Source organism: Variovorax sp. PBS-H4 (assembly GCF_901827205.1).
Lineage (GTDB): Bacteria > Pseudomonadota > Gammaproteobacteria > Burkholderiales > Burkholderiaceae_C > Variovorax.
The window spans coordinates 5,414,261-5,439,805 of the sequence record NZ_LR594675.1; the positions used below are offsets into that span (position 1 = coordinate 5,414,261).

Annotated in this window: 24 protein-coding genes; 15 read left to right on the plus strand and 9 right to left on the minus strand. The window is 68.0% G+C overall.

Annotated elements, in window-relative coordinates; translation table 11 throughout:
- The first annotated feature begins 11 nt into the window (after positions 1 to 11).
- Genes E5CHR_RS25880 through E5CHR_RS25890 form a run of 3 tightly spaced genes read left to right on the plus strand, consistent with a single transcriptional unit; the run spans position 12 to position 2,530 of the window.
- Positions 12 to 857, plus strand: coding sequence for an alpha/beta fold hydrolase (locus E5CHR_RS25880; protein WP_162582481.1), 846 nt, complete (start codon positions 12 to 14; stop codon positions 855 to 857).
- On the plus strand, positions 847 to 1,902 hold the full coding sequence (locus E5CHR_RS25885; protein ID WP_162582482.1) for a 2,5-dihydroxypyridine 5,6-dioxygenase: 1,056 nt from the start codon (positions 847 to 849) through the stop codon (positions 1,900 to 1,902). The genes E5CHR_RS25880 and E5CHR_RS25885 overlap by 11 nt, the downstream gene beginning before the upstream one ends.
- Entirely contained in the window at positions 1,892 to 2,530 is a 639-nt protein-coding gene (locus E5CHR_RS25890; protein WP_162582483.1) for an N-carbamoylsarcosine amidohydrolase, read from the plus strand. Before E5CHR_RS25885 ends, E5CHR_RS25890 begins: the two co-directional genes overlap by 11 nt.
- Positions 2,531 to 2,653: 123 nt before the next feature.
- On the opposite strand, the gene pcaF is transcribed toward E5CHR_RS25890, so the two are convergent.
- Genes pcaF through E5CHR_RS25905 form a run of 3 tightly spaced genes read right to left on the minus strand, consistent with a single transcriptional unit; the run spans position 2,654 to position 5,233 of the window.
- Complete coding sequence (gene pcaF / locus E5CHR_RS25895) at positions 2,654 to 3,859, minus strand: 3-oxoadipyl-CoA thiolase (RefSeq protein ID WP_162582484.1); 1,206 nt, start codon at positions 3,857 to 3,859, stop codon at positions 2,654 to 2,656.
- 25 nt (positions 3,860 to 3,884) lie between these two features.
- Positions 3,885 to 4,529, minus strand: a complete 645-nt coding sequence (locus E5CHR_RS25900; RefSeq protein WP_174255747.1) for a 3-oxoacid CoA-transferase subunit B — start codon at positions 4,527 to 4,529, stop codon at positions 3,885 to 3,887.
- Between the two features lie 2 nt (positions 4,530 to 4,531).
- Positions 4,532 to 5,233 (minus strand): 3-oxoacid CoA-transferase subunit A, encoded by a 702-nt coding sequence (locus E5CHR_RS25905; protein ID WP_162582486.1) that lies wholly within the window; start codon positions 5,231 to 5,233, stop codon positions 4,532 to 4,534.
- Between the two features lie 138 nt (positions 5,234 to 5,371).
- Between E5CHR_RS25905 and E5CHR_RS25910 the strand changes: the two genes are divergently transcribed.
- Positions 5,372 to 6,166: an IclR family transcriptional regulator gene (locus E5CHR_RS25910; RefSeq protein ID WP_162582487.1), complete on the plus strand. Its 795-nt coding sequence runs from the start codon at positions 5,372 to 5,374 to the stop codon at positions 6,164 to 6,166.
- A gap of 85 nt (positions 6,167 to 6,251) precedes the next feature.
- Here E5CHR_RS25910 and E5CHR_RS25915 read toward each other — a convergent pair whose 3' ends face one another.
- Positions 6,252 to 6,614, minus strand: coding sequence for an HU family DNA-binding protein (locus tag E5CHR_RS25915; protein WP_162582488.1), 363 nt, complete (start codon positions 6,612 to 6,614; stop codon positions 6,252 to 6,254).
- Between the two features lie 136 nt (positions 6,615 to 6,750).
- Here E5CHR_RS25915 and E5CHR_RS25920 point away from each other — a divergent pair, with 136 nt between their 5' ends.
- The 8 genes from E5CHR_RS25920 to E5CHR_RS25955 all read left to right on the plus strand — a co-directional run bounded on the left by E5CHR_RS25920 (position 6,751) and on the right by E5CHR_RS25955 (position 13,968).
- Positions 6,751 to 7,839, plus strand: a complete 1,089-nt coding sequence (locus tag E5CHR_RS25920; protein ID WP_162582489.1) for a mandelate racemase/muconate lactonizing enzyme family protein — start codon at positions 6,751 to 6,753, stop codon at positions 7,837 to 7,839.
- Positions 7,840 to 7,969: 130 nt separating this feature from the next.
- Positions 7,970 to 8,374, plus strand: coding sequence for a DUF2946 family protein (locus E5CHR_RS25925; RefSeq protein ID WP_162582490.1), 405 nt, complete (start codon positions 7,970 to 7,972; stop codon positions 8,372 to 8,374).
- Between the two features lie 127 nt (positions 8,375 to 8,501).
- The gene (locus E5CHR_RS25930; protein WP_162582491.1) at positions 8,502 to 8,843 is read left to right on the plus strand and encodes a hypothetical protein; all 342 of its coding nucleotides are present in this window, start codon (positions 8,502 to 8,504) and stop codon (positions 8,841 to 8,843) included.
- Entirely contained in the window at positions 8,840 to 10,258 is a 1,419-nt protein-coding gene (locus E5CHR_RS25935) for a TolC family protein (RefSeq protein WP_162582492.1), read from the plus strand. The genes E5CHR_RS25930 and E5CHR_RS25935 overlap by 4 nt, the downstream gene beginning before the upstream one ends.
- Before the next feature lie 19 nt (positions 10,259 to 10,277).
- Positions 10,278 to 11,693 carry a multicopper oxidase family protein gene (locus tag E5CHR_RS25940; RefSeq protein ID WP_162582493.1) on the plus strand — a complete coding sequence of 472 codons (1,416 nt, stop codon included), beginning with the start codon at positions 10,278 to 10,280 and terminating at the stop codon, positions 11,691 to 11,693.
- Between the two features lie 36 nt (positions 11,694 to 11,729).
- Positions 11,730 to 12,230, plus strand: coding sequence for a cupredoxin domain-containing protein (locus tag E5CHR_RS25945; RefSeq protein WP_162582494.1), 501 nt, complete (start codon positions 11,730 to 11,732; stop codon positions 12,228 to 12,230).
- A 68-nt stretch (positions 12,231 to 12,298) separates the two neighbouring features.
- Positions 12,299 to 12,658 (plus strand): copper-binding protein, encoded by a 360-nt coding sequence (locus E5CHR_RS25950; RefSeq protein ID WP_162582495.1) that lies wholly within the window; start codon positions 12,299 to 12,301, stop codon positions 12,656 to 12,658.
- A 53-nt stretch (positions 12,659 to 12,711) separates the two neighbouring features.
- A complete protein-coding gene (locus E5CHR_RS25955; RefSeq protein ID WP_162582496.1) occupies positions 12,712 to 13,968 on the plus strand; it encodes a glycosyltransferase family 4 protein in 1,257 nt (418 codons plus the stop codon).
- Positions 13,969 to 14,063: 95 nt separating this feature from the next.
- Here the strand turns inward: E5CHR_RS25955 and E5CHR_RS25960 are convergent, their stop codons facing one another.
- Positions 14,064 to 16,412, minus strand: a complete 2,349-nt coding sequence (locus E5CHR_RS25960; RefSeq protein ID WP_443083097.1) for a copper-transporting P-type ATPase — start codon at positions 16,410 to 16,412, stop codon at positions 14,064 to 14,066.
- Between the two features lie 418 nt (positions 16,413 to 16,830).
- On the opposite strand from E5CHR_RS25960, the gene E5CHR_RS25965 reads away from it, so the two are divergent.
- Positions 16,831 to 18,042: an NAD(P)/FAD-dependent oxidoreductase gene (locus E5CHR_RS25965; protein WP_232062194.1), complete on the plus strand. Its 1,212-nt coding sequence runs from the start codon at positions 16,831 to 16,833 to the stop codon at positions 18,040 to 18,042.
- A 49-nt stretch (positions 18,043 to 18,091) separates the two neighbouring features.
- Here E5CHR_RS25965 and E5CHR_RS25970 read toward each other — a convergent pair whose 3' ends face one another.
- From E5CHR_RS25970 to E5CHR_RS25985, 4 genes are read right to left on the minus strand one after another with little or no spacing between them, the layout of a single operon-like run.
- Positions 18,092 to 19,675: an acyl-CoA synthetase gene (locus E5CHR_RS25970; protein ID WP_162582498.1), complete on the minus strand. Its 1,584-nt coding sequence runs from the start codon at positions 19,673 to 19,675 to the stop codon at positions 18,092 to 18,094.
- Positions 19,675 to 20,841: an acetyl-CoA acetyltransferase gene (locus E5CHR_RS25975; RefSeq protein ID WP_162582499.1), complete on the minus strand. Its 1,167-nt coding sequence runs from the start codon at positions 20,839 to 20,841 to the stop codon at positions 19,675 to 19,677. Before E5CHR_RS25975 ends, E5CHR_RS25970 begins: the two co-directional genes overlap by 1 nt.
- A 34-nt stretch (positions 20,842 to 20,875) precedes the next feature.
- Complete coding sequence (locus E5CHR_RS25980; RefSeq protein WP_162582500.1) at positions 20,876 to 22,102, minus strand: MFS transporter; 1,227 nt, start codon at positions 22,100 to 22,102, stop codon at positions 20,876 to 20,878.
- Positions 22,103 to 22,106: 4 nt separating this feature from the next.
- Entirely contained in the window at positions 22,107 to 23,285 is a 1,179-nt protein-coding gene (locus tag E5CHR_RS25985; protein ID WP_162582501.1) for an alpha/beta hydrolase family protein, read from the minus strand.
- Positions 23,286 to 23,533: 248 nt separating this feature from the next.
- Between E5CHR_RS25985 and E5CHR_RS25990 the strand changes: the two genes are divergently transcribed.
- Positions 23,534 to 24,352, plus strand: coding sequence for an SDR family NAD(P)-dependent oxidoreductase (locus E5CHR_RS25990; RefSeq protein WP_162582502.1), 819 nt, complete (start codon positions 23,534 to 23,536; stop codon positions 24,350 to 24,352).
- Complete coding sequence (locus E5CHR_RS25995; protein WP_162582503.1) at positions 24,349 to 25,536, plus strand: MFS transporter; 1,188 nt, start codon at positions 24,349 to 24,351, stop codon at positions 25,534 to 25,536. Before E5CHR_RS25990 ends, E5CHR_RS25995 begins: the two co-directional genes overlap by 4 nt.
- The last annotated feature ends 9 nt before the right edge of the window (positions 25,537 to 25,545 follow it).

A 25,545-nucleotide genomic window follows, 5' to 3' on the forward strand; every position in this document is an offset into this window, starting at 1 on the left:
CGGGCGCATCCATGACCGGCAGCACCTTCCTCTACGGCGCCAACGCACGGGCCAACGGCATCCGCCAGCACTACCTGCGCTACGGCGGCAAGGGCCGCCCGGTGATCCTGGTGCCGGGCATCACCAGCCCCGCCGTCACCTGGGGGTTCGTGGCCGAGCGCTTCGGCCGGCACTTCGACACCTACGTGCTCGACGTGCGCGGCCGCGGCCTGTCGGAAGCCTCGGACACGCTCGACTACGGGCTCGATGCCTGTGCCGACGACGTCGGGGCCCTCTCGGCCGCGCTGGGCCTGCAAGGCTACGCGCTGGTCGGCCACTCGATGGGCGGGCGCATCGGCGTGCGCACAGCGCGGCGGCACCCGGCCGGGTTGGAACGCCTGGTACTGGTCGACCCGCCCGTCTCGGGACCAGGCCGGCGCGCCTACCCGGCGAAACTCGACTGGTACATCGACTCGATCCGCCTGATGCGCCAGGGCGCCGGCGTCGAGGCGCTGCGTCCTTTCTCGCCGACCTGGACGGACGCGCAGTTGCAACTGCGATCCGAATGGCTTCACACCTGCGACGAGCGCGCCATCGTTGCCTCGTACGACGGCTTCCACCAGGATGACATCCACGCCGACCTGCCCGCCGTCAAGGTGCCCACGCTGCTGATGGTGGCCGGCCGAGGCGACGTCATCCGGCCCGAAGACATCGACGAACTGCAGCGCCTCGTGCCGCAACTGCAGACCGTGCACGTGCCCACGGCGGGGCACATGATTCCCTGGGACGACGAGGCGGCCTTCCATGCCGCGTTCGGCGACTTCCTGGGCGAGCCCCTTTCGGCACATCGAGCACAAGGAGACTGCCATGCCCGTTAGCGACCATCAATTGATCGACGCCTGGAAGCAGGTGCTGACGCTCTCGAAGCTCGAGCCCGGCCAGACCGTCACCGTGCTGACCAGCGCGGCCACGCATCCGCAGACGCTGTCGTGCGCCCTCCTCGCGTGCCAGCAGATGGGTGCCATCGCCAACCGGCTCGATCTTCCGCCGGTGAATGCCGAGAAAGCCTTGAGCCGCGACAGCCTGGCCTACCTCGGCACGACGCCGCTGACCGGCAACCGGGCCGCCATCGCGGCCCTCAAGGCCAGCGACCTGGTGCTGGACCTGATGACGCTGCTGTTCTCGCCGGAGCAGCACGAGATCCTTGCCGGCGGCACCAGGATCCTGCTGGCCGTCGAACCCCCGGAAGTGCTGGTGCGCATGGTGCCGACGGCAGCCGACCGCAAGCGGGTCAAGGCGGCTGCGGCTCGCCTGGGCGCGGCGCGCGAGATGCACGTGACCTCGGCGGCCGGCACCGACCTGCGCTGTCGGATAGGCGAGTTCCCGGCCATCAGCGAATACGGCTTTGTCGACGAGCCCGGCCGCTGGGACCACTGGCCCAGCGGCTTCGCGCTGACCTGGCCCGACGAGGGCGGCGCGAGCGGGCGCATCGTCATCGACCGCGGCGACATCCTGCTGCCGCAGAAGTCCTACGTGTCCGAGGCGATCGTGCTCACGGTGGAGAACGGCTACGCGACCCACATCGAGGGCGGGCTCGACGCCGAACTGCTCAGCGACTACATGGCCTCGTTCGGCGACCCCGAGGCCTACGCGATCTCGCACATCGGCTGGGGACTGCAGCCGCGGGCGCACTGGTCGACACTGGGCCTGTACGACCGCGAGGCAACCATCGGCATGGACGCACGCGCCTACGAGGGCAATTTCCTGTTCTCGCTGGGCCCGAACAACGAGGCGGGCGGCCAGCGCACCACCGCCTGCCACATCGACATTCCGCTGCGCAAGTGCACCGTCAGGCTGGACGGCGATGAAAAGGTGAAGGACGGCAAGGTTCTGGACAACGAGGAGCACGCCGATGCACGCTGAGATCGAGACCTATCAACGACAAGGATTCGGGACCGCCCTCGAACTGCGTGCCCCCGTGGGCCTGCTGATCGTCGATTTCGTCAACGGCTTCGCGGACCCAGCCGTGTTCGGGGGCGGCAACATCCCCCAGGCGATCGACGAGACCGTTGCGCTGCTGGCCGCAGCCCGCGAGCGCCAATGGCCTGTCGCGCACAGCCGGATTGTCTATGCCGACGACGGCGCCGACCACAACATCTTCTCGCTCAAGGTCCCGGGCATGCTCACGCTCAAGGAGGACGACCCGCGCAGCGCGATCGTTCCCCGGCTGGCGCCGCGGCCCGGCGAGCTTGTCGTTCGCAAGACGGTGCCCTCGGCATTCTTCGGCACATCGCTGGCGGCATGGCTGAGCCAGCGCGGCGTGCAGACCCTGGTGGTGGCCGGTGCAGTCACAAGCGGCTGCGTGCGCGCCAGTGTGGTGGATGCGATGTCCCACGGGCTCCGGCCGCTCGTCGTGTCGGACTGCGTCGGCGATCGTGCCCCCGACCCGCACGACGCCAACCTTTTCGACATGGCGCAGAAATACGCCGCGGTCATGAAGCGCGATGACGCACTGGCCGCACTGGACCTGGCTTGCGGGGCCGGCGCCTGACCTGGGCGCGATGGCGTCTGCCAACTCGCCAGCGAGATCCAGGAACGCTCGCCCGCCTGTGGTCGTCGTCGAGCACCGAGCCTGCCCTGGCAGGCGCCGACCTCGCGTACCTGCCGAGCCCGATCAGACCCGCTCGAGGATGAGCGCGATCCCCTGCCCCACCCCGATGCACATCGTGCACAGCGCATAGCGGCCGCCACCCTTGTGCAGCTGGTTGACCGCGGTGGTGGCCAGCCGCGCGCCGCTGGCGCCCAGCGGGTGGCCCAGCGCGATCGCGCCGCCGTTGATGTTCACGCGCGCGTCGTCGTCCTTCAGCCCGAGCAGGCGCAGCACCGCCAGGCCCTGCGCGGCGAAGGCCTCGTTGAGTTCGATGACGTCGATCTGGTCGAGTTTCAGGCCGGTGAGCTTCAGCACCTTCTCGGTGGCCGGCGCCGGGCCGATGCCCATCACGCGCGGCGGCACGCCGGCCGTGGCCATGCCCACCACGCGGGCGCGCGGCGTCAGGCCGTTCTTCGCCGCGCTCGCCTCGTCGGCCAGCAGCAGCGCGCAGGCGCCATCGTTCACGCCGCTGGCATTGCCGGCCGTCACCGTGCCGTCGGGGCGCACCACGCCCTTGAGCTTGGCGAGGGCTTCCAGGCTGGTGTCGCGCGGATGCTCGTCCTTGTTCACGACGACGGGGTCGCCCTTCTTCTGCGGCACCATCACCGGCACGATCTCGGCATCGAAGAAGCCGGACTTCTGCGCCGCGACAGCGCGCTGCTGCGAGGCCAGTGCCATGCGGTCCTGGGCCTCGCGCTCGATCTTGTAGTCGGTCGCCACGTTCTCTGCCGTTTCCGGCATGGAATCGACGCCGTACTGGGCCTTCATGAGCTTGTTCACGAAGCGCCAGCCGATCGTGGTGTCGTACACCGCGTTGCTCCGGCTGAAGGCGCTCTCGGCCTTCGGCATGACGAAGGGCGCGCGGCTCATGCTCTCGACGCCGCCCGCGATCATCAGACCGGCCTCGCCGGCCTTGATGGCGCGCGCCGCGCTGCCCACCGCGTCCAGACCCGAGCCGCACAGCCGGTTGATGGTGGCGCCGCCGAGTTCCAGCGGCAGCCCCGCCAGCAGCGCCGACATGCGCGCCACGTTGCGGTTGTCTTCGCCGGCCTGGTTGGCGCAGCCATACAGCACGTCGGTCACGGCCTGCCAGTCGACCTCCTTGTTGCGCTCCATCAGCGCCTTGAGGGGGACGGCGCCCAGGTCGTCGGTGCGCACGCTGGAGAGAGAGCCGCCGTAGCGGCCGAAGGGGGTGCGAACGGCGTCGCAGATAAAGGCTTGGTTCGTCATGGTGCGTCGGTGGTTGAAGGTGTTTTCAGGCGGCGATCGGCAGGCCGACCAGTTTTTCCAGCTCGGCGTGTTCGAGGCCATCGACCTTGTCGATGAGCTTGAGCCCCGCAGGCGTGCATTCGAGCGTGGCGAGATCGGAGTACACGCGCTTCACGCAGCCGATGCCGGTCAGCGGATAGGTGCATTTCGAGACAATCTTGCTCTCGCCTTTCTTGGTGAGCAAGTCCATCATCACCCAGGTCTGCTTGGCGCCGATGGCCAGGTCCATGGCCCCGCCGACCGCCGGGATCGCGCCCGCCTCACCGGTGCTCCAGTTGGCCAGGTCGCCGGTGGCCGAGACCTGGAAAGCGCCCAGCACACAGATGTCGAGGTGGCCGCCGCGCATCATCGCGAAGCTGTCGGCATGGTGGAAGTACGCGCCGCCCGGCAGCAGGGTGACGGGCTGCTTGCCGGCGTTGATGAGGTCGTAGTCTTCGTCGCCCGGCAGTGGCGCGGGGCCCATGCCGAGGATGCCGTTCTCGCTGTGGAGGATGACCTCGCGGCCGGCCGGCAGGTGGTTGGCCACCAGCGTAGGCTGGCCGATGCCGAGGTTGACGACGGCGCCGTCGAAGATGTCCTGCGCGACCCGCGCGGCGAGCTGGTCCTTGGTGCGGCGTTGGTAGTTGCTCATGCTCATGCTGCCTTCTTGAAGCCGCCGGCCTGGGTGGCGACGCGGTCGATCCTGACGATGCTGCTGACGAAAATGCCGGGCGTGACGATGGTCTCGGGGTCCATTTCGCCGAGCTCCACGATCTGGTGCACGGTGGCAATGGTGCGCTTCGACGCCATGGCCATCACCGGACCGAAGTTGCGCGCCGCCTTGCGGTAGACCAGGTTGCCCCAGCGGTCCCCTTGCTCGGCCTTGATCAGCGCCACGTCGCCGCGGATCGGGTACTCCAGCACGTACTGCTTGCCGTCGATCATGCGGGTCTCGCGCTCGCCGGCCAGCTCGGTGCCGAAGCCCGTGGGGCAGAAGAAGGCACCAACGCCGGCGCCGGCCGCGCGGATGCGTTCGGCCAGATTGCCCTGCGGCACCAGTTCCAACTCGAGCTTGCCGCTGCGGTAGAGCTCGTCGAACACATAGCTGTCGGCCTGTCGCGGAAAGCTGCAGATGACCTTGCGCACCCGGCCCGTCTTGAGCAGCGCGGCCAGCCCGGTGTCGCCGTTGCCGGCGTTGTTGTTGACGACGGTGAGCTCCTTGGCGCCCTGCTCGATGAGGCCGTCGATGAGCTCGTTCGGAATGCCGGCAGTGCCGAAGCCGCCGATGAGGACCGTGGCGCCGTCGACGATGCCGGTCATGGCATCGGCGATCGAACGGGCGATCTTGTTGATCATTGAATCTGTCTCCGGGATAGGGGAAAGCCGAAGGCCTCGGCTTCAGGCGTGGACGAAATGCGCTGACAATGTTCGAATACGCTTGTTCGTATATCGAACATGTGTTCGTATAATGAATTCTAGAGAAGATCGTCCGCCATGGCAACCCGCACGCCACCCCAGAAGAAGCCCACCGCCCCCACGCCCGGAGACAGCTACGTGCAGTCCTTCGCGCGTGGTCTGCAGGTCATCCGCTCCTTCAGCGAACGTGCGCCGCGCCAGACGCTCAGCGAAGTCGCGGCGGCCACCGGCCTCACCCGCGCCGGCGCACGCCGCATCCTGCTCACGTTGCAGACGCTGGGCTACGTTCAATCCGACGGCAAGCTGTTCGCACTGACGCCCCGCATCCTCGACCTGGGCTTTGCCTACCTGTCGTCCATGCCCATCTGGAACCGCGCCGAGCCGGTGATGGAGACGCTGGTACAGCAGGTTCAGGAGTCGTGCTCGGCGGCAGTGCTCGACGACACCGACATCGTCTATGTGCTGCGCGTGCCCACGCACAAGATCATGCGCATCAGCCTGGGCATCGGCTCGCGCCTGCCGGCGTGGTGCACCTCGATGGGCCGGCTGCTGCTCGCCGACCTCGATGACGAGGCGTTGCGTGCGCGTCTCGGCGCCTCGAGCATTGCCCCGCTCACCCGCCACACCCTGACCGACATCGATGCGCTCGTTGCCAAGGTGCAGCAGGCCCGGCGTCAGCGCTGGTGCCTGGTCAACCAGGAGCTGGAGGAAGGACTGGTGTCGATCGCCGCGCCCATCGTCGACCGGGGCGGGCGCATGGTGGCCGCGCTCAACATCAGCGGGCAGGCCAACCGCACGAGCCCCAAGGCCATGCAGGAAACGATGCTGCCGGCGCTGATGGGCGCGGCTCAGGAGATTTCGCGGCTCCTCTAGAAGCCGTTTGCTTCGTCCAGGAAAAAGCCGCCTCGTGGGCGGCTTCGCTTCGGCATGGCCCGCGCGCAGGCGGCACCGCAGAGGCTTACTTCTTCTTCGCAACTGCCTTCTTCGGCGCAGCCTTCTTCACCGCGGGCTTCGCGGCAGCCTTCTCGGCCTTGCGCTTGGCGGCCTTCGGGTCGATGGCGGCCTTGAAGGCGGCACCGGCCACGAACTTCGGCACCTTGGTCGCCGCGATCTTGATCTTCGTGCCTGCCTGGGGATTGAAGCCGGAGCGCGCGGCGCGTGCAACCTGCTTGAAAGTGCCGAAGCCGACGATCTGGACAGAGTCGTCCTTCTTCACGGCATTGACGATGGAGCTGGTGACTGTTTCGAGCACGCGCGCGGCCTCGGCCTTGCTCAGGTTGTGGCCGGTGGCGATCTTCTCGACCAGTTCGATGCGATTCATTCAGATTCCTTGGATTTAGAGACACGCCGCGTTGCCTGCGGCGACCCCGGCCGATGCCCGGGCGGGCGGAGTTTACCGGTGCCCGTGACCGGCCGGCCGGGCTATCCTCGGCTTCCGACTCACATCCGACGCAGCCATGGCCCGCATTGCCTCGATCGAAAGCGGCTTCTACCGCGTTCCGCAGCCGGTGGTCCTGACAGACTCCACGCACGGAGAAATCCGCGCCTTCGAGCTGAACACCGTGCGCGTGCGCGACGCGGATGGCGCCGAAGGCGTCGGCTACACCTTCACCGTCGGGCGCAATGGCGGCGCAATCGAAGCGATCCTCCGGCACGAGTTCCCCGACATCATGGCCGGCGAGGAAGCCGACCACATCGAGCGGCTCTGGCAGAAGGCCTGGTGGGCGCTGCACTACGGCGGCCGCGGCGGCCCGACCGTGCTGGCGCTCTCGGCGTTCGACATGGCGCTCTGGGACCTGAAGGCCCGGCGGGTCGGCCTGCCGCTCTGGAACCTGCTCGGCGGGCACGATCCGCGCGTGCCCTGCTATGCAGGCGGCATCGACCTGCAACTGTCGCTCGACGACTTGCTGCGCCAGACCGATGCCAATCTGGGCAAAGGATTCCGGGCCATCAAGATGAAGGTCGGCCGTGCGCGCCTGGCCGAGGACATCGAGCGCGTCCGCGCCATGCGCGAACACCTGGGCGAGGGCTTTCCCTTGATGGTGGATGCCAACATGAAGTGGGGCGTCGACGAGGCGATCCGCGCGGCGCGCGCCTTGCAGCCGTTCGATCTCGTCTGGCTCGAGGAGCCGACGATCCCGGACGATCCCGCAGGGCACGTGCGCATCATCCGTGAAGGCGGCCTGCCGGTCGCGGCCGGCGAGAACCTGCGCAGCCTGTGGGAGTTCAAGCAGTACATTGCCGCCGGTGCCGTGACGCACCCGGAGCCCGACGTCACCAACTGCGGCGGCGTCACGCCCTTCATGAAGATCGCGCGGCTGGCAGAAGCCTTCAACATGCCGGTGACCTCGCATGGCGCGCACGACGTCACCGTTCACCTGCTGGCCGCCTGCCCCAACCGCATCTTCCTGGAGGCCCACGGCTTCGGCGTCGACAAGTACGTGGCAGAACCCTTGAAGATCGACGAAGGCATGGCGATCGCGCCGGACCGGCCCGGGCACGGCATCGCCTTCGACTGGCAAGCCCTCGACGCGATCCGCGCCTGAAGAAGGCCATGGCGCTGTCGTCGGTCAGCGTCATCGCCACTGCCTGGTGGCGGCAGGCCCTCGGGATGGCAGGGTCAAGAATCGCCGGAAGGCTATCCCATGCATAAATGCGCCGTTAGAATTTATGTCAATGGTTCGCCTGCGCGCATTCCTGTTGTGGCTCATGATGCTGGCCGTGCCCTTCCAGGGCTATGCGGCGGTGGCAATGGCCTTCTGCTCGCCGGCTACGGCGCAGTCGACAGTGGGCGCGAGCTACGATCACAGCCGACACGACCACGCGTCGCCGGGCGGCGACCATCACCACGCGGTCGATGCGAGCCACGATGGCCCGGACCATCATGCCCAGAGCATGCAGGATGATGAATCCGGTGCGTTTCACAAATGCGGCAACTGCGCCGCATGTCATTCGGTCGGGATGACGCCGACCGTCGCGGTGGTCATCCTCCACGGCCTTCCGCAGGCTCTGCTCGCCGAGCCTTTCCGCGCGATGGCGACAGTTTCGCCTCGCGTCCCTCACAGACCACCTCGCGCGTAGTCGCGTCCGGCATCCGGCATCCGGCATCCCATGCTGCCGGCAAGCGGACGCACATGCATCGCCCGTGCCGTTGCGCCCCTTCCCGGGCGCGCCGACGGCATGCCGTTCATGACATCGCGAGGATTCCATGTCCAATTTTTTGCCCGCTCGGTGGCTGGCCGTCCTGCCCGCCCTGGCAGCGTTTGCCTCGAGCGCCCAGACCGACCCTGCACCGGACAGTGCGGTGGCAACCGAAACCTCGTCCGCTCTGGCCTTCCGCTCGGCCATGGAGGGCTACCAGCCCTTCGGTGAGCGAAAACCCGTTCCCTGGAAGGAGGCCAACGACATCGTCCGCCAGCGCGGCGGTTGGCAGGCCTATGCCAAAGAGGGCACCGCAGCGCCTGACGAGAAGCCATCAGGTGCATCCGACCCGCATGCGGGCCATGCCAAGCCGAGCCCGGCGGCCCCCGCGCCGGAGGAGAAGCCATGACACGGCCGCTGCGAATCCCCCTCGTGGGACTGGTAACGGCATTCCTGGCCGGTTGCGCCTCCGTCGGGATCGACGATGCGCTGAAGGAGACGAATGCCTCGGCCTCGCAGTTCACCGGCGGAAGGCTCGAGCTCAGCCGTACCCGGGAACAGCAGGAGGCCCGCACGGCATTCGCGGATGAACTTCTGACGAAGCCATTGTCCCGGGACGACGCGGTGCGCCTGGCACTTGCGAACAGCCCTGCCTTGCAGGCGCTGATCGCGCAGAGCTGGGCGGACATCGCTTCGGCCAACCAGTGGAGCCGGCCGCCCAACCCTGTCTTCACCTTCGAACGGATGCGCCTGGGCGACGAGCTCGAGATCGGACGTTTGCTGTCCTTCGGATTGATCGACCTGCTGTTGTTGCCGCAGCGCGTGTCGCTCTCCCGCAGTCAGGCGGCCCAGGCGCAGCTTCAGCTCAGCGCCGCGGTCGTGGACCAGGTGACCCAGGTGCGGCAGGCATGGGTGCGGGCCGTCGCGGCGCAGCAGTCGATGCAGTACGCCGAGCAGGTCAAGGAATCGGCCGAGGCGCGTGCCGAGCTCGCGCGCCGCATGCAGGAGATCGGCAACTTCAGCAGGCTGCAGCGAGCGCGGCAGCAGGTGTTCTACGCCGACGCCACCACACAGGTCGCATCGGCGCGCCACGGCGCTACCGCTGCGCGCGAGGACCTCGTGCGCGCACTGGGCCTGGACGACGCACAAGCGGCCCGGCTGAAACTGCCCGAGCGCCTGCCGGAACTGCCCAAGAACCCGCGTGAAGCGCGCGAGGTGGCGGCGACGGCCGGCGAGCAGCGGCTGGACGTCCAGCAGGCCCGCGCGCAGCTGGATGCCGCGGGCAAGTCCCGAGGCATGAACCTGCTGTCGACCTTCATCGACGTCGAGGCAGGGGCGCGCCACGACACCGTCTTCGATGGAGGCAGGCGCGACACGCGCCGTGGCTTCGAGCTCGACATCCGGCTGCCTCTCTTCGACTGGGGATCCGCGCAGCGCGACAAACTGAACGCTCAAGTGCTCGCCGCGGCGAACCGCTACGACGCCGCGGTACGGGGTGCGACCTCCCAGCTGCGGGAAGGCTATTCGGCGTACCGCACCGCCTATGACATCGCGCGCCATTACCGCGACGAGATCGTGCCGCTGCGGCAGGCCATGACCGAGGAGAACGTGCTTCGCTACAACGGCATGCTGATCGGCGTCTTCGAGCTGCTGGCAGAGGCGCGCGACCAGGTCGTGAGCGTGAACAACGCCATCGACGCCCAACGGCAGTTCTGGCTGGCCGACGCCGCACTGTCAGCGGCGGTGATCGGCAGGCCCTCAGCCATGGCCGCGTCGACGGCCTTCTCCAACCCGCCGGCGCCTGCAGGCGCTGCCGCCCATTGAGCGACCCGTTTCCACCAAGATGACCAACAGACGCAACTTCATCGGCGGTGCCGGTGCCATCACGGGCGCCCTGGCAGCCGCTTCCGTCAGCAAGGTGGCCATGGCCGCTTTGCCCGAACCGGTGCTTCAGACGAAGCCCGACACCATGCCGCCGCTGGCGCCCTCCACGGGTCGCTCCTACAACCCCGTCGTCACACTGAACGGCTGGACCCTTCCCTGGCGCATGAACAACGGCGTCAAGGAGTTCCACTTGGTGGCAGAGCCCGTGGTGCGCGAGATGGCGCCGGGCTTCAAGGCCCATTTGTGGGGCTACAACGGCCAATCGCCCGGGCCGACCATCGAGGTGGTCGAAGGGGACAGGGTCCGCATCTTCGTCACGAACAAGCTGCCCGAGCACACCAGCATCCACTGGCATGGGCAGCGCGTCCCGAACGGGATGGACGGCGTGACGGGCCTGACCCAGCCTGCAATCCAGCCGGGCAAGACCTTCGTCTATGAGTTCGTCGCGCGCCGTCCCGGCACCTTCATGTACCACCCGCACGCCGATGAGATGGTGCAGATGGCGATGGGCATGATGGGCTTCTGGGTAACGCACCCGAAGGGCGGGCACCCGCTGATCGACGAAGTGGATCGTGACTTCGTGTTCCTGCTCAATGCCTACGACATCGAGCCCGGCAGCGCGACGCCAAAGATCATGACGATGCTGGACTTCAACCTGTGGTCTTGGAACAGCCGCGTTTTCCCAGGCATCGATTCGCTCAACGTTCGCCTGAACGACAGGGTACGCATCCGCTTCGGCAACCTGACGATGACCAACCACCCGATGCACCTGCATGGGCACGAGTTCCTGGTGACCGGCACCGACGGCGGGCCAACGCCGAAGAGCACCCGCTGGCACGAAGTGACCACCGATGTCGCGGTCGGCCAGATGCGCCAGATCGAGTTCCTCGCCAACGAGGAAGGCGACTGGGCCTTTCATTGCCACAAGAGCCATCACACGATGAATGCCATGGGCCACGACGTGCCCACCATGATCGGTGTGGACCACCGGGACATGGTTCGCAAGATCACGAAACTGGTGCCCGACTACATGGTGATGGGTGAGCGCGGCATGGCCGACATGACCGAAATGGAGATGCCCTTGCCCGACAACACCGCCCGAATGATGGGCGGCGACGGCCCCTTCGGCTCGGTCGAGATGGGCGGCATGTTCAGCGTCGTGAAGGTACGCAAGGAGCAGAAGCCGGGCGACTACTCGAACCCCGGCTGGTTCAAGCATCCACAGGGCACTGTGGCCTACGAGTTCGGCGGCGAGCTGCCCGAGCCGGCGCGCGCGCGCGGTGCGGGCTCGGCTTCAATGCCTGCACGCAACGCCCCGGCCAAGGGCGTCGAGGTCCAGGTCCGCAAGCCCGGCAGCGGTCATTCCGGTCACTGACGCTTTATCCCCACCAACCAAACAGTGAGAACTCCTATGCACAAAGCTTTCACCACCGCCGCGGTCGCTACGGCGTGCGCCATTTTTTCGACGGCCCTGTTCGCGGCCGGCAGTCATGCCGGTGGCCACGGGCACGACGACGCCATCGGGAAACCCGGTGTCGCCTCGAAAGCGACACGGACCGTCGATGTCGAGATGACGGACGGCATGCGCTTCAACCCCGCCAGCATCGACGTGAGACAGGGCGAAACCGTGCGCTTCGTTGTCATCAACGCCGGCAGGCTCAAGCACGAACTCGTAATGGGCACGGAAAAAGAGCTGAAGGAGCACTACGAGGTCATGAAGAAGAACCCGGAGATGGAGCATGCCGATCCGAACATGGTGACCCTCGCTTCCGGCAAGTCAGGCGAGATCGTGTGGCAGTTCACCAAGGCCGGAAAGGTCGACTTCGCCTGCCTGCAACCTGGCCACTACGATGCGGGGATGAAGGGCGCCGTGAATGTCGCGACGTCGGCAGAGAAAGGCGCAAGGAAGTGACTGTCCTCAAGGCCGAGTCCTACAGATCCACAGCCACCGAACCAGTTCAACCTCCAGAAGAGACGCTCATGATCCGACTTCATCCTGCTTTGGCCGCTTGCATCCTCTCCTCCATGCTCGCCTTCGCCGTCGTCTTCACCGCCGCCGCGCAATCCGGCAACAGCGGCTCGGCTCCGGCTGCGGATGCCCCCGCCTCGGCCGACGCAGCGCTGACGGACGGGGAGGTTCGAAAGGTCGACAAGGAAGGCAAGAAGCTCACACTCAGGCACGGCCCGCTGAAGAACCTCGACATGCCGGCCATGACGATGGTGTTCCGGGTCGGCGACGAAGCCATGCTCGACAAGGTCCACGCTGGCGACAAGGTCCGGTTCCAGGCCGAGAAGATCGACGGGAAGTTCACCGTCACCAGGCTCGACCCGACTCGCTGACCATCGACCCGGCACGCTCGGTGGCAAAACCCCGCTGGAGGATGCGACGAGAAATGACAACAGAAAAAGATCAGCACGCTCGCGAGCAGCTTGCGAAGGTGCTTACAGGCATCATCCCGTCCGAAAAAATCAGCGAGGACGACCGGATGATCAAGGTCCTGCTGGTTGGAAATTACGCGCCGGACGGCCAGGCGAGCATGCTGGCGTTCCAGCGCGTTTTCGAACGCGAACTGCCGGCGCTCGGATGTGAGGTGCGCGTCACCACGCCGCCTCGACGGCTGCAGGGGGTCCCACCCGATTCCCGTTGGTGGAAATGGCTTGGCTATCTCGACAAGTTCATCCTCTTCATTCCCACCATCGCCCTGCAGGCTCGCTGGGCGGACGTGGTGCACATCTGCGATCACTCCAACAGCATGTACGTGCCCTGGGTGAGGAGGAAGCCGACCGTCGTCACCTGCCATGACGTCATTGCAGTGCAGGCAGCCAGGGGCTTGGTCGACGGGTGGACCGTCGGCTGGAGCGGCCGCCTGCTTCAGCGCCTCATCGGCTCCGCTCTTGCAAGGGCCGATCTCGTCGTCTGCGTGTCGCACTTGACACGACGCGCTCTGCTGGAGCTGCGGCTTGCAGATGAAAGCCGGGTCACGACGGTGGTCAACGGATTGAACGACAACTTCTGTCCGATAGAGCCTGGGCCGGCGCAGGCGCTGATCAGCCGCTTCGGCCTGCGCCCGGAAGACCAGTTCCTGCTCCACGTAGGCTCGGACCTGCCACGCAAGAATCGCAAGTCAGTGGTCGAGACCTTCATCGCCCTCCAACGGCGTGCGGCCGAGGCTGGCACCGAGGCGCCCGTGCAGCACCTTGTGTTCGTTGGCCCCGAGCTGGGGCCGAGCCTGAACGACTTGGCTCGGCAGCATGGCCTTGCCGACCGGATAAGAACTCTCCAGGATGTCACCCACGAGGAACTGCGGGCTCTCTACGCACGAGCGACCGCACTGCTGTTCCCTTCTCTTCAGGAGGGGTTCGGCTGGCCGGTGATCGAGGCGCAGGCTTGCGGTTGTCCGGTTTTTGCCTCCGACCTCGCTCCGATGAACGAAATCGGAGGGGCTGGCGCCTGCTACATCAATCCACACGCGCCCGAATCCATGGCCGAGCTCATTGAAGGCGCGGCGGGACGATTGAAGGAGATGCGCGAACTGGGATTGCAGAATGCTCTCGGGTACTCGACGACGCAGATGATGGCGGGCTACCTCGCCGCATATCGACTTGCACTGCGCGCCCGCAACCCGCGCGTGCCCGCGGCACATTCCTGACCCCGGGCGACCGGGATCGGTGCTCCAGCGCAATGCGGGAAGACGCCGGCCTTCATGGAACTGCCTTCGCGGGCCGCCTTCACGCCTCGGGACATTCAGTCGACCTTGGCCGTTCGCAACCGCAGCGCGTTCGTGATGACGCTGACGGACGACAGCGCCATGGCAGCCGCCGCGACGACGGGTGACAACAGCAAGCCGAAGAACGGATAGAGCACGCCGGCAGCCAGCGGGATGCCGGCGACGTTGTAGGCAAAAGACAGGAACAGGTTCTGGCGGATGTTCCGCATCGTTGCCTGCGAGAGGGTTCTCGCGCGCACGATGCCCATGAGGTCGCCCTTGAGCAGCGTGATGCCGGCGCTTTCCATTGCGACGTCCGTCCCCGTACCCATCGCAACACCCACCGTGGCCTGCGCCAGCGCCGGAGCATCGTTCACCCCGTCGCCGGCCATCGCGACGATTCGGCCCTCGGACTGGAGACGCTTGACGACGGCCGCCTTGTCTTCGGGGAACACCTCCGCCACCACCTCATCGATGCCGAGCTGACGTCCGACGGCCTCCGCCGTGGTCTTGCCGTCGCCCGTCAGCATCACCACGCGGATGCCGGCACTCTGCAGGGCCTTCAGCGCCTCCGGGGTCGTCGTCTTGATGGGGTCGGCGATGGCGACAAACCCGGCCAGCCATCCTCCCACACCGACGAAGATGACCGTCGCCGCACGCTGGCGCTGGGCTTCGGCAGACGCCGCCAGGCTCGACGTGTCAATGCCTTGCTCCGAAAGGAACTTGGCGCTGCCCGAGATGACGGCCTGACCGTCTACCATACCCATGACGCCCTTGCCGACCGGCGAATCGAAGTCCGTCACAGGCAACAGCGGCAGCTTGCGCTCCAGGGCGTCCGTCACGATGGCCATGGCCAAGGGATGTTCGCTGGCGCGCTCGACGCTCGCCAGCTTCTGCAGCACATCGTCCGCAGAGAAGCCACCGGTCGGCTCGATGTGAATCACCTTGGGCCGGCCTTCGGTCAAGGTGCCGGTCTTGTCGACCACCATCGTGTCGACCTTCTCCATCTTCTCCAGTGCTTCGGCATCGCGGATGAGAACGCCGTGCTGCGCGCCCTTGCCGATGCCGACCATGATGGACATCGGCGTCGCCAGGCCGAGCGCACAGGGGCACGCGATGATGAGGACCGCCACAGAAGTGATGAGCGCGTAGCTGAATGCCGGCGACGGCCCCATCACCAACCAGGCCACGAAGGTGAGTGCCGCCACGAGGATGACGACCGGTACGAACCAGCCGGCCACCTGGTCGGCCATCCGCTGAATAGGCGCGCGACTCCGCTGTGCTGCGGCCACCATGTGGACGATTTGCGAGAGCAGGGTGTCGGCGCCGACCTTCTCGGCACGCATCACGAAGCTGCCGGTCTGGTTCAGCGTCCCAGCCGTCACCTTGGCCCCTACCGTCTTGGCGACCGGCATCGGCTCGCCCGTGACCATCGATTCGTCGAGGTTGGTCTTTCCTTCCGTCAGCTCGCCGTCGACCGGCACCTTCTCGCCCGGCCGCACCCGCAACGAGTCTCCGACCCGGATGGCCTCGACATCGACCGTTTCGTCGCTGCCGTCGGCATGGACCTTCACGGCGGTCTTCGGTGCGAGCCCAAGCAGCGCCTTGATGGCGCCGGAGGTCTTTTCGCGCGCCCTGAGCTCGAGCACCTGTCCCAGCAACACCAGCACGGTGATGACAGCCGCCGCTTCAAAATACACCGCGACGGCTCCGTCTTCGCTGCGCAGCACCGCGGGAAACAGTGCCGGCGCCAGCGTCGCGACCATGCTGTAGAGCCACGCCGCGCTGGTACCCAGCGCAACGAGGGTGAACATGTTCAGGCTGCGGTTCTTTACCGAGGCGATTGCACGTGTGAAAAAGGGCCAGCCGGCCCAGAGGACGACCGGTGTTCCGAGCAGCAGCTGAAGCCAGTTCGACGCCTGCTGCGCGATGAGATGGTGGATGTTGAAGATGTGCCCGCCCATCTCGAGCGCGAAGACCGGCAGCGTCAGTGCCGTGCCGATCCAGAATCGGCGCGTCATGTCTCGCAGTTCGGGACTCCTGCCTTGCTCCGCGGTTGCCACCACCGGCTCCAGCGCCATGCCGCAGATGGGGCAGCTGCCGGGCCCCATTTGCCGCACCTGCGGATGCATCGGGCACGTGTACTCGACCTGGCTCCGGTCACCCGAGCGATCCGGCATCGCCGCGGCCGGCGCCTGCGCAGGGTGGGCGTGGCCGCAGGTCGCACCCTGCATCGCGGTGCCATCCGGCATCAGGTGGGTGCCATGCGCGGAGTGTTCGAGATGCGCCGGAGGTTTGTTCGCATCCGGGTTGACACTGTCTACGGAGCTTCCGGGAGCGTGGTCATGTCCCGCGTGGTTGTGGCGCTCAGTGGTCGATGAAGGCATGAGGAACTCCTATTCTTCTTCGCAGTTTCGTCCTTGCCATCGTGGGAAGGTCAAATCGGCTTCAACTCAGGCGTCCTGTCGGGCGGGCCATGCGTCACGTGGTGGCAACGGAGGCGCCAATCCAGACCGCTCGACGTCAGCGCCGCCGATCCGCCCCTTCACACGGTTGATCCCCCTGCGCAGGGACAGACAGCCCGCACCTTTGCAGCCACCATTCCAGCCCAGGAGGTACGCAGATGGATTGGCTGCTCCCGTACAGGCTGGAATCTGACCTCACCCAGACCAGCGAACATCAGAAGACTCGCCCCCAGGCCGCCGAATCGGGCCTTGGGGAAACTGCCCCGCAGCGGATCGAAGCGCGTGGCGGCATGTGGGCGCGCGCATGCGCGGCAATGTCACGCATCTTCAGGCGCCCGCCATGCAGCAGGTCGTGATCGTCGGTGCCGGCCACGCCGGCTTTCAATGCGCCGCATCGCTGCGGCAGGAAGGCTTCGGCGGCAACATCGTGCTGCTCGGCGACGAGGATTCGCTGCCCTACCAGCGCCCTCCGCTTTCCAAGGCCTACCTGCTCGCGAAGGCGACGGCGGCCGATCTGCTTTTCCGCCCTGCGCGCTTCTTCGGCGAACAACAGGTCCAGCTGATGCCGGCGCGCGCCGAGCACATCGATCGCCACGCACAGCGCGTCACACTGCACTCCGGCAAACGCATCGCCTACGACCATCTGGTGATCGCCACCGGCTCCAGCCCGCGCAAGCTCGCGCTGGAGGGAGCGGATCTCGAGGGCGTGCTGAGCCTGCAGACACTGAGCGACGCGAACGGGTTGCGGGAGCGCCTGCTGGCCAGCAAGCGTGCGGTGGTGATCGGCGCGGGTTTCATCGGCCTCGAATTCGCCGCCGTGGCGCGCACGCTCGGCCTCGAGGTGACGGTGGTCGATGTCGCCGACCGGGCACTGGCCCGCGCAGCGTCGGCCGAATGCGCCCGGGTCGTTGTCGATTCGCACGTGCAGGGCGGCACTCGCCTGCTGTTTCGATGCGGCATCTCGGCCCTCGAAGGAACGAACAAGAAGATTGCCGCCGTGCGCACCGCAGACGGCCAGGCACTGCCCGCCGACGTCGTGGTGGTCGGCATCGGCGCCGAGCCTCGCACGCAGCTCGCGGCGCAAGCCGGGCTGGCGGTCGACAACGGCATCAGCGTGGACGGGCAATTGCTCAGCGCCGATCCGGCGATCTCCGCCATCGGCGACGTGGCCGCGTTTCCCGATCCGGTCTCCGGCCGGCGGATCCGGCTCGAGTCGGTGCAGAACGCGTCCGACCAGGCGCGCAGCGTCGCCGCGCGGCTTGCGGGCAAGACGGTCTCGTACAACGCGGTGCCGTGGTTCTGGAGCGACCAGGGCGAGCTGAAGCTGCAGATGGCGGGACTGCGCGTAGCGGACGATGAACACGTGATGCTGGCCGACCCGCAATCCCGCGCCCGCACGATTCTCTTCATCCGCAACGAGCGACTCGCAGCGGTGGAGACCATCAACCGCGCCGGCGACCACATGCTCGCGCGCCGGCTGCTGGCCAGGGGCGTCCAGTTGAGCGGCGCCGAGGCGCGAGCGCCGGGCTTCCAGCTCAAGGACCTTCACTGATCCCCGAAAAGCGGCCGCTCGCGATCGGCCGCCCTCATTCACGCCTCATTCAAGCCTCGATCTCGCCGCGCTCGAACAGCTGCTCGCGGATGTCCTTCTTCGCGATCTTCCCGTAGCCGGACTTCGGCAGCGCGTCCCAGAAGACGACGTGATGCGGCCAGCGGTAGCGCGCGCAGCGGCCTTCCAGGTGCGCCATCAATGCGTCGCAATCGACCTGCGCGCCTTCGCGCCTGACCACCACGGCCACGCCGACCTCGCCCCACTTGCGGTCGGGCACGCCCAGCACCGCCACTTCGGCAACGCCGGGATGCGTCAGCAGCACTTCCTCCACCTCGCGCGGGTAGACGTTGGAGCCGCCCGAGATGTACATGTCCGACTCGCGGCCGGTGATGAAGAGCAGGCCGCGCTCGTCCAGCCGGCCGAGGTCGCCGGTGTGGAACCAGCCGCCGCGCAGCGCCTTCCCGGTCGCTTCCGGGTTGCCGTGATAGCCGGCGAATACCGCCGGGCCGCGGCAGCAGATCTCGCCGATCTCGCCGGCGGGCAGCGGGTTCAGGTCGGCGTCGAGGATGGCCACTTCCATGCCGGTGCGCGGGCGGCCGCAGCAGCCGATGTTGGCGTTCGGGTCCGCATCGTCGGCCGAGTGCATGTCGGGCGGCAGCACGGTGATGTTGCCGGTCACCTCGCCGAGGCCGAAGTACTGCACCAGCACCTTGCCCAGCTTCTGCAGCGCCAGCTTCTGGTCGGCGCGGTACATGGGCGCGCCAGCGTAGATCACGTAGCGCAGCGAGCTGTGGTCGTAACGGTCCACGGCCGGGTGCTCGACCAGGATCTTCACGATGGTCGGCACGGTGAAGAGGTTGGTGACGCGGTGATTTTCCACGGCCTGCCAGAAGGCCTCGGCGTCCAGCTTCTCGCTGGCCGGCAGCACGGTGGGCGCGCCGCGCGCCACGTTCACCAGCGCATGGATGCCGGCGCCGTGCGACAGCGGCGCCACGGCGATGGAACAGTCGCGCTCGGTCGTGCCGGGGACCAGGTCGGCCAGGTGGTTGGTGACCACGAAGGCCATCTGGCCGTGCGTCAGCACGCCGGCCTTGGGGCGCCCCGTGGTGCCCGAGGTATAGAAGAACCAGAGCGGGTCGTCGGGCTCCACCGTTTCGTGCCCGCTCGGCAGGTCGAGGTGTTCGCGCACCAGGTCCTCGTAGGAATGCTCGCCCGCGCGCGGCGTGCCGATGGCGATGACATGCTTGAGTGCCGGCGAGGCTCCGCGAACGGCATCGGCATGGCCCGCGAAGACGTCCTCCACGATCATGGCGCTGGCGCCGCTGGAGGCCCCCAGGTACGCGACCTCCGCCGGGGTGAGCCGGAAGTTGGTCGGCACCCAGACACAGCCCAGTCGGAATGCGATCCAGCAGCTTTCGAACATCTGCACGTTGTTGCGCGACTGGACGAGGATGCGGTCGCCCTTGGCCAGGCCGAGCCGGCGCAGCGCCGTCGCCATGGCGGCCACGCGCTGCTCCATCTCGCGCCAGGTCCAGGTCCGCCCGCCTTCCTGGATCAGCGCCGGGCGGTCCGGAAAGAGGCGCGCCGTGTGCGTCAGCAGCCGCCCCAGATTCATCACCTGCGCTGCGTGCATCACGCGCTCTCCAGGATGCTCAGGTAGCTGGCGACCGCGGAGCCGCCCATGTTGAACACGGCGCCGACGCGGGCGTCGCCCACCTGCATGCCGCCGGCCGTGCCCGACAGCTGCATCGCCGCCATCACGTGCTGCGACACGCCGGTGGCGCCGATCGGATGGCCCTTGGACTTCAATCCGCCGGACGGGTTGACGGGCAGCTTGCCGTCCTTGCACGTGACGCCGTCGAGGATCACCCGCGCGCCCTGTCCGTGCGGCGCCAGGCCCATCGCTTCGTACTCCAGCAGTTCGGCGATGGTGAAGCAGTCGTGCGTCTCGACGAAGGACAGGTCGCCCAGCGTCGCACCCGCCGCCGCCAATCCTTGCTGCCAGGCCATCGCCGCGCCCTCGAACTTGGTCGGATCGCGGCGGGACATCGGCAGGAAGTCGTTGACGTGGGTGCGCGAGCGCCAGCGCACCGGCGACACCTTCGCGCCGGGCAGTGGCTCGGTCGACAGCACCAGCGCGGCGGCGCCGTCGGACACCAGCGAACAATCGGAACGCTTGAGCGGCCCGGAGACGAAGGGGTTCTTGTCCGAAGGCGTGCGGCAGAAGTCGAAGCCGAAGTCGCGCCGCATGTGGGCGTAAGGGTTGTGCATGCCGTTGGCGTGGTTCTTGGCCGCGATGGACGCGAGCGCGTCGGACTGGTCGCCGAAACGCTCGAAGTACTTCGCCGCGATGCCGCCGAAGATGCCCGCGAAGCCGGCCGGGTCGCTGCCCTCCTCCTTGACGTAGGCGCACTTGATGAGCGTGGCCGCCACCTCGGGCGTGCGCAGGCCGTTCATGCGTTCCATGCCGATCACCAGCGTGCGCTTCATGCGGCCGGCTGCCATCGCATCCAGCGCGGCCCAGATCGCGGCCGAGCCGGTGGCGCAGGCGTTCTCGGTGCGCACCGCGGGCGTGTGGCGGAACTCGGGTATCGCCACCGCGGGCAAGGAGGCGGTGAAGTCCTGGCCGACGAAGCCGGCGTTGAAGTGGCCGACGAAGATGCCGTCGATGTCCTTCGGCTCCAGTCCTGCGCTGTCGAGCGCGGGCTGCACGGCGTCGCGGATGAGCTGCTCCAGCTCGACGTTGTCCAGTTTGCCGAAAGGCGTGTGGCCCCAGCCGGCGATGTATGCGTGGGTCATGATGGGTTCCTCGTGGAATGAAGGGTGGAACGACTCAGGGAATGGCGGGCCGGGCGACCTCGGGGCGGCCGTGGCGCTGCACCAGCGTCAGCGCGATCAGCCCGGTGGCTGCGACCAGCACGCCGGTGGTGAGCGACAGCACGGCGGCGCTGCCGCTACGGTACATCACGCCCATCCAGGTGCCGCACAGGAACGCGGCGGCCGCGAAGATGAAGCCGCCGAGCGCCGAGGCCGCACCGGCTTGCAGGGGGAAGGGCGTGGCCATGCCGACATGGCCGCAGGGCTGGTGGATGCCGTAGGCCAGCAGCATCAGCCACAGGCCTGCGGCGAGCGTGAAGGCCGTGTGCGCGTTCGCGAGTTGCGGCCCGATCAGCAGCATGGCGGCCGCCAGCGACAGGAAGCCGGCGCGTCGTACGGCGACCACGATGCCATGCGCCGCGATCCAGCGCCTGCAGAGGACGGTGCCGATCAGGTAGGTGACCGACGCGCCCCCGATCACCAGCCCGAAGCCCACGCGCGAGACGCCGAAGGTCTCGATGAAGAGGTACGCCGAGCTGGAGAAGAAGCCGAAGTTGGCCGCGTAGCCACAGGCGTTGAGGAGCGTCCAGCACTGGAACGACGGGTGGCGTGCGATGCGCGCATATCCGGCGAACAGCGGTCCGAACCGCAGGGCGCCGGGGTTGAGCGCGCGTGCCGTCTCCGGGACGCGCAGCAGCACCAGCGCGACGCCGGCCATGCCGCATGCGGCCATGAACCAGAGCGTGGAGCGCCAGCCCAGCGCCTGCGCCAGCAGCGCACCCGTCACCGGGATCAGCATCGTCATGCAGGCCAGCACCGACATCGCGACGGTCATGACGTGGGTGCCGCTCTGTTGCTCGAACAGGTCGCGCACGATGGCACGGCCGCAGACCATGGTGGCGGCGATGCCCAGGCCCTGCATGGCGCGGGCGGCGATGAGCACCTCGATGCCCGGCGCGAGCGCGCCCAGGCCGGCGCCGGCGGCGTACAGCAGGAAGCCGGCGGCGAGCACCGGCCGGCGGCCGAAGCGGTCGGCGGCGGGGCCCCACAGCAACTGGCTCAGACCGAAACTGAACACCAGCACGGCCAGCGTCAGCTGCACCATGCCGACCGGCGCGGCGTACTCGTTGCGGATCGCGGGGAGCGCGGCCAGGTAGAGGTCGGTGCCGAGCGGCTGCACCACCGTGGCCAGCGTCACGACGAGGACGACCAGCGCCGGGCCCATGGCCGCCTTGGCGTTCAAGGGGTCACGGCTCCAGCAGGCTGCGCTGCTGCAGCCAGCCGCGGATCAGCGCCGTGGCTTCCTTCAGCAGCTCGGGCTGGCCCGCGTAGTAGTGGGTCGCGCCCTTGATGACGCGGAAGGTCTTGTCGGGCGATACGGCGGCCTCGTACAGCATGCCGGAGTGCGTCTGCGGCACGGCGTCGTCGGCGCTGTTCTCGATGACCAGCAGCGGCGCCTTGATCCGCTTCGCGGCCTCCAGCCCGTTGCCGCAGGAGTCGTCCAGCGACCACTGCGACAGCCAGGAGCGCAGCGTGGTGAAGCGGGCCAGCCCCACCGGGCCGGTGTTCACCGTCTCCGGGTTGCCCATGTAGCACCAGCGCGGCCTGCGATCGTTGGGGTCGAGCGCCGGGTCCAGGAAGCGCGGGTCGGCGAGCGTGCGGTGCACGATGAAGGGGCGCTCCATCTCGCCGGTGTTGCGCGCCTTCAGCTCGGCCAGCGTCTTCTTCGCCCATGCCGTGATGCGCCGCATGCGCGCCAGCTGGGCGGCGCGGTAGCGCTGCATGTACTCGGGCGAGTACGGCGGCTGGTGAGGGTTGCGCGGATCGTAGATGTCGAGTTCGATCTCGCGGTCATCGGGATCGCGTTCGTCCTTGACCGAGGGGTCGATGGCATCGGCCAGCAGGTGGGCGCGCGACAGGTGCGCGGCCTGGTAGATCACGGCGTCGGCCGGGATCAGCCCGGCGCCCTTGACGTTGACCGGGTCCCCGGCCGGCGTGTGCGTGAGGGTCGGGTCCTCGGCTTCGGCCTGGTAGCTCATCGCCAGCGCGCCGCCGCCGGACCAGCCGACCAGCACCACGTGCCTGTAGCCCCAGACCTCCTTGGCGTGGCGGATGTACGCACCCAGGTCGAGCAGCACCTTCTCCATGATCAGCGCCGTGTCGTTGCGCTGGTAGCGGCTGCCCGCGCACAGCACGTGCGCGCCGGTCTCGGCCATTGCGCGGGGCACCGGCAGCAGCTGCAGCGTGGAGGCGGGGTGCATGAAGATCATCAGCGTGTCCGACGCCTTGTCCGCCGGCCGCATGCGGATGCCTTCGAGGTTCACCGCGCCCTGGTTGCCGGAGAAGCCGTAGGTTTCGGTGAAGGCGGCGCGCTCCTCGTACTGGAGGTGCACCCACTCGGTCAGGGTGGCGGGAGTCTGGGTCATGGCATGACTGTAGGCCGGTGCTGCCGCCATAACAGTCCCCCGGCGGCGGTACAGCCTACGGAATCAGGAGCACCGAGCCCCCCGTGCGCCCCTGCTCCGCTTCCGCATGCGCCGGGTGTGCGGCGAAGCGGCGCGCCCCGCCGTCCCCTCCGAGGGGACAGACATCGCGCGACGCCCGCCCGACAGTGGCGTCATGACTCCATCGACCTCCATCCGCGCCGCTGGCGCCCATCCGCAGGCCCGGCACCATGGCTGATTCCTGGCTGCAGCTCGAAGGCAAGGTCTGCGTCGTCACCGGCGCGGCTGGCGGCATCGGCATCGGCATCGCGCGCGAACTCGCGCAGGCCGGCGCCAAGGTCGCCCTGCTGGATCGCGACGAACAAGGCGCGGCGAAGGCCGCGGCCGACATCGCCAAGGCGGGCGCGCGCGCCATCGCGGTCACCTGCGACATCACCGACAAGGCCGACGTGGACCGCGCCGCCGCCACCGTGGAGCGCGCGCTGGGCCGCTGCGACGTGCTGGTGAACAACGCCGCCACCATCTACGCCGCGGCGCTGATGGACATCGAGCTGGAGCGCTGGAACCAGCTGATGGCGGTCAACCTCAACGGCTTCCTGCTCTGCGCGCAGGCCTTCGGCCGCCAGATGATCGCGGCCGGCGGCGGCAGCATGATCCATGTCGCCTCCATCTCCGGCCGCGTGCCGCAGCCGTACAGCGGCCCGTACAGCGTCAGCAAGGCGGGCGTGAAGATGCTGTCGCAACTGCTGGCGGTGGAGCTGGGCGAACACCGGATCCGCAGCAACGTGGTAAGCCCGGCGATGGTGCGCACGCCGCTGACCGAAGGCATCTACCAGGACCCGGCCGTGCTGAAGAAGCGCGAATCCATCGTGCCGGCGGGGCGCATCAGCGGCCCGCAGGACCTCGCCGACGTGGTGGCCTTCCTCGCCAGTCCGCGCTCCGGCTACGTGAACGGCCAGGACGTGCTGGTCGACGGCGGCCTCAGCACCGCCTGGCTTTCGCTGATCCCGCGCCCCGGCTTCGAGAAGCAGGACGCAGAAAAGGCATGACCGACCTGCGGCGCAGCGGCCTGGCAGCGCTCGCCACGGTGCACTTCTGCAGCAGCGCGACGATGCGCGCCTGCGACTCGATGCTGCCCGCGCTGGCGCAGGACTTCGGCGTCACCACCGGCCGCGCCGCGCTGACGGTGTCGGTCTACGCAGTGGCCTATGGCCTGTTTCAACTGCTCTTCGGCCCGCTCGGCGACCGCTACGGCAAGCGCCGCGTGATCGGCTGCGCCGCGCTGGGCTGCGTGGTGGGCAACGTGCTGGCCTTGTTCGCCGTGAGCCTCGAAATGCTGGTGGTGGCGCGCTTCCTCGTGGGCGCCGCCGCCGCCGGCATCATCGCGCTGGTGCTGGCCTGGGTCGGCGACACCGTGCCCTATGCCGAGCGGCAGCCGGTGCTGGCGCGCTTCCTCACGCTGTCGCTGGGCGGGATGATCGCCGGCCAGTGGCTGTCGGGAGCGCTCACCGAATGGCTGGGCTGGCGCGCGGTGTTCGCGCTGGTGGCCGTGGTGTTCTGCGCGGGCGGGCTGGCGATCAGTTTCAATCGCGACGTCCGCGCCGAGCCCCGGCGCCCGCCCGCCGCCCATGGCTACTGGCGCGACATGCGCAGCGTGCTGTCGGTGCCATGGGCCCGCTGGATGCTGCTGCTCGTGTTGATCGAAGGCGCCTTCGCTTTCTGCGGCCTGACGTTCCTGCCGGCCTTCCTGGTGCGCGAGTTCGGGCTCGGCCTGTCGGCGGCGGCGGCTGTCGTGGCGATGTACGGCGCCGGCGGCTTCTTCTATGCCTTCATGGCGCGGCGGCTGCTCGCGGTGCTGGGCGAAAGCGGCATGGTGCTCGTCGGCGGGCTCGCGATGGGCATCGGCTGGCTTGCGCTGGCCGCGTGCCCTCACTGGGCACTGGCGCTGCCGGCCTGCCTCCTGGCCGGCGTCGGCTTCTACATGCTGCACGGCACGATGCAGACCCACGCCACTCAGATGGCACCCGCGCTGCGCGGCACCGCGGTCAGCCTGTTCGCCGGGTCCATGTTTCTCGGCATCTCCGTCGGCGTGGCCGTGGCGTCGGCGGCGGTGGACCGCGTCGGCACGCGCCCGGTGTTCATGGCCTGCGCGGTCGCGCTGGCCATGCTGGGTGCGGCGTTCGCCCTCAGCCTGCGGGAACGGCTGAGCGCGGCGGCCACGCCTCCAGCGTGACTTCGAGGG

What these genes read in the sequence shown, in the direction of transcription:
- E5CHR_RS25880 (WP_162582481.1), top strand. Translation starts at nt 12, where the DNA reads ATGACCGGCAGCACCTTCCTCTACGGCGCCAACGCACGGGCCAACGGC.
- E5CHR_RS25885 (WP_162582482.1), top strand. Translation starts at nt 847, where the DNA reads ATGCCCGTTAGCGACCATCAATTGATCGACGCCTGGAAGCAGGTGCTG.
- E5CHR_RS25890 (WP_162582483.1), top strand. Translation starts at nt 1,892, where the DNA reads ATGCACGCTGAGATCGAGACCTATCAACGACAAGGATTCGGGACCGCC.
- pcaF (WP_162582484.1), bottom strand. Translation starts at nt 3,859, where the DNA reads ATGACGAACCAAGCCTTTATCTGCGACGCCGTTCGCACCCCCTTCGGC.
- E5CHR_RS25900 (WP_174255747.1), bottom strand. Translation starts at nt 4,529, where the DNA reads ATGAGCAACTACCAACGCCGCACCAAGGACCAGCTCGCCGCGCGGGTC.
- E5CHR_RS25905 (WP_162582486.1), bottom strand. Translation starts at nt 5,233, where the DNA reads ATGATCAACAAGATCGCCCGTTCGATCGCCGATGCCATGACCGGCATC.
- E5CHR_RS25910 (WP_162582487.1), top strand. Translation starts at nt 5,372, where the DNA reads ATGGCAACCCGCACGCCACCCCAGAAGAAGCCCACCGCCCCCACGCCC.
- E5CHR_RS25915 (WP_162582488.1), bottom strand. Translation starts at nt 6,614, where the DNA reads ATGAATCGCATCGAACTGGTCGAGAAGATCGCCACCGGCCACAACCTG.
- E5CHR_RS25920 (WP_162582489.1), top strand. Translation starts at nt 6,751, where the DNA reads ATGGCCCGCATTGCCTCGATCGAAAGCGGCTTCTACCGCGTTCCGCAG.
- E5CHR_RS25925 (WP_162582490.1), top strand. Translation starts at nt 7,970, where the DNA reads ATGGTTCGCCTGCGCGCATTCCTGTTGTGGCTCATGATGCTGGCCGTG.
- E5CHR_RS25930 (WP_162582491.1), top strand. Translation starts at nt 8,502, where the DNA reads ATGTCCAATTTTTTGCCCGCTCGGTGGCTGGCCGTCCTGCCCGCCCTG.
- E5CHR_RS25935 (WP_162582492.1), top strand. Translation starts at nt 8,840, where the DNA reads ATGACACGGCCGCTGCGAATCCCCCTCGTGGGACTGGTAACGGCATTC.
- E5CHR_RS25940 (WP_162582493.1), top strand. Translation starts at nt 10,278, where the DNA reads ATGACCAACAGACGCAACTTCATCGGCGGTGCCGGTGCCATCACGGGC.
- E5CHR_RS25945 (WP_162582494.1), top strand. Translation starts at nt 11,730, where the DNA reads ATGCACAAAGCTTTCACCACCGCCGCGGTCGCTACGGCGTGCGCCATT.
- E5CHR_RS25950 (WP_162582495.1), top strand. Translation starts at nt 12,299, where the DNA reads ATGATCCGACTTCATCCTGCTTTGGCCGCTTGCATCCTCTCCTCCATG.
- E5CHR_RS25955 (WP_162582496.1), top strand. Translation starts at nt 12,712, where the DNA reads ATGACAACAGAAAAAGATCAGCACGCTCGCGAGCAGCTTGCGAAGGTG.
- E5CHR_RS25960 (WP_443083097.1), bottom strand. Translation starts at nt 16,412, where the DNA reads ATGCCTTCATCGACCACTGAGCGCCACAACCACGCGGGACATGACCAC.
- E5CHR_RS25965 (WP_232062194.1), top strand. Translation starts at nt 16,831, where the DNA reads ATGCAGCAGGTCGTGATCGTCGGTGCCGGCCACGCCGGCTTTCAATGC.
- E5CHR_RS25970 (WP_162582498.1), bottom strand. Translation starts at nt 19,675, where the DNA reads ATGCACGCAGCGCAGGTGATGAATCTGGGGCGGCTGCTGACGCACACG.
- E5CHR_RS25975 (WP_162582499.1), bottom strand. Translation starts at nt 20,841, where the DNA reads ATGACCCACGCATACATCGCCGGCTGGGGCCACACGCCTTTCGGCAAA.
- E5CHR_RS25985 (WP_162582501.1), bottom strand. Translation starts at nt 23,285, where the DNA reads ATGACCCAGACTCCCGCCACCCTGACCGAGTGGGTGCACCTCCAGTAC.
- E5CHR_RS25990 (WP_162582502.1), top strand. Translation starts at nt 23,534, where the DNA reads ATGGCTGATTCCTGGCTGCAGCTCGAAGGCAAGGTCTGCGTCGTCACC.
- E5CHR_RS25995 (WP_162582503.1), top strand. Translation starts at nt 24,349, where the DNA reads ATGACCGACCTGCGGCGCAGCGGCCTGGCAGCGCTCGCCACGGTGCAC.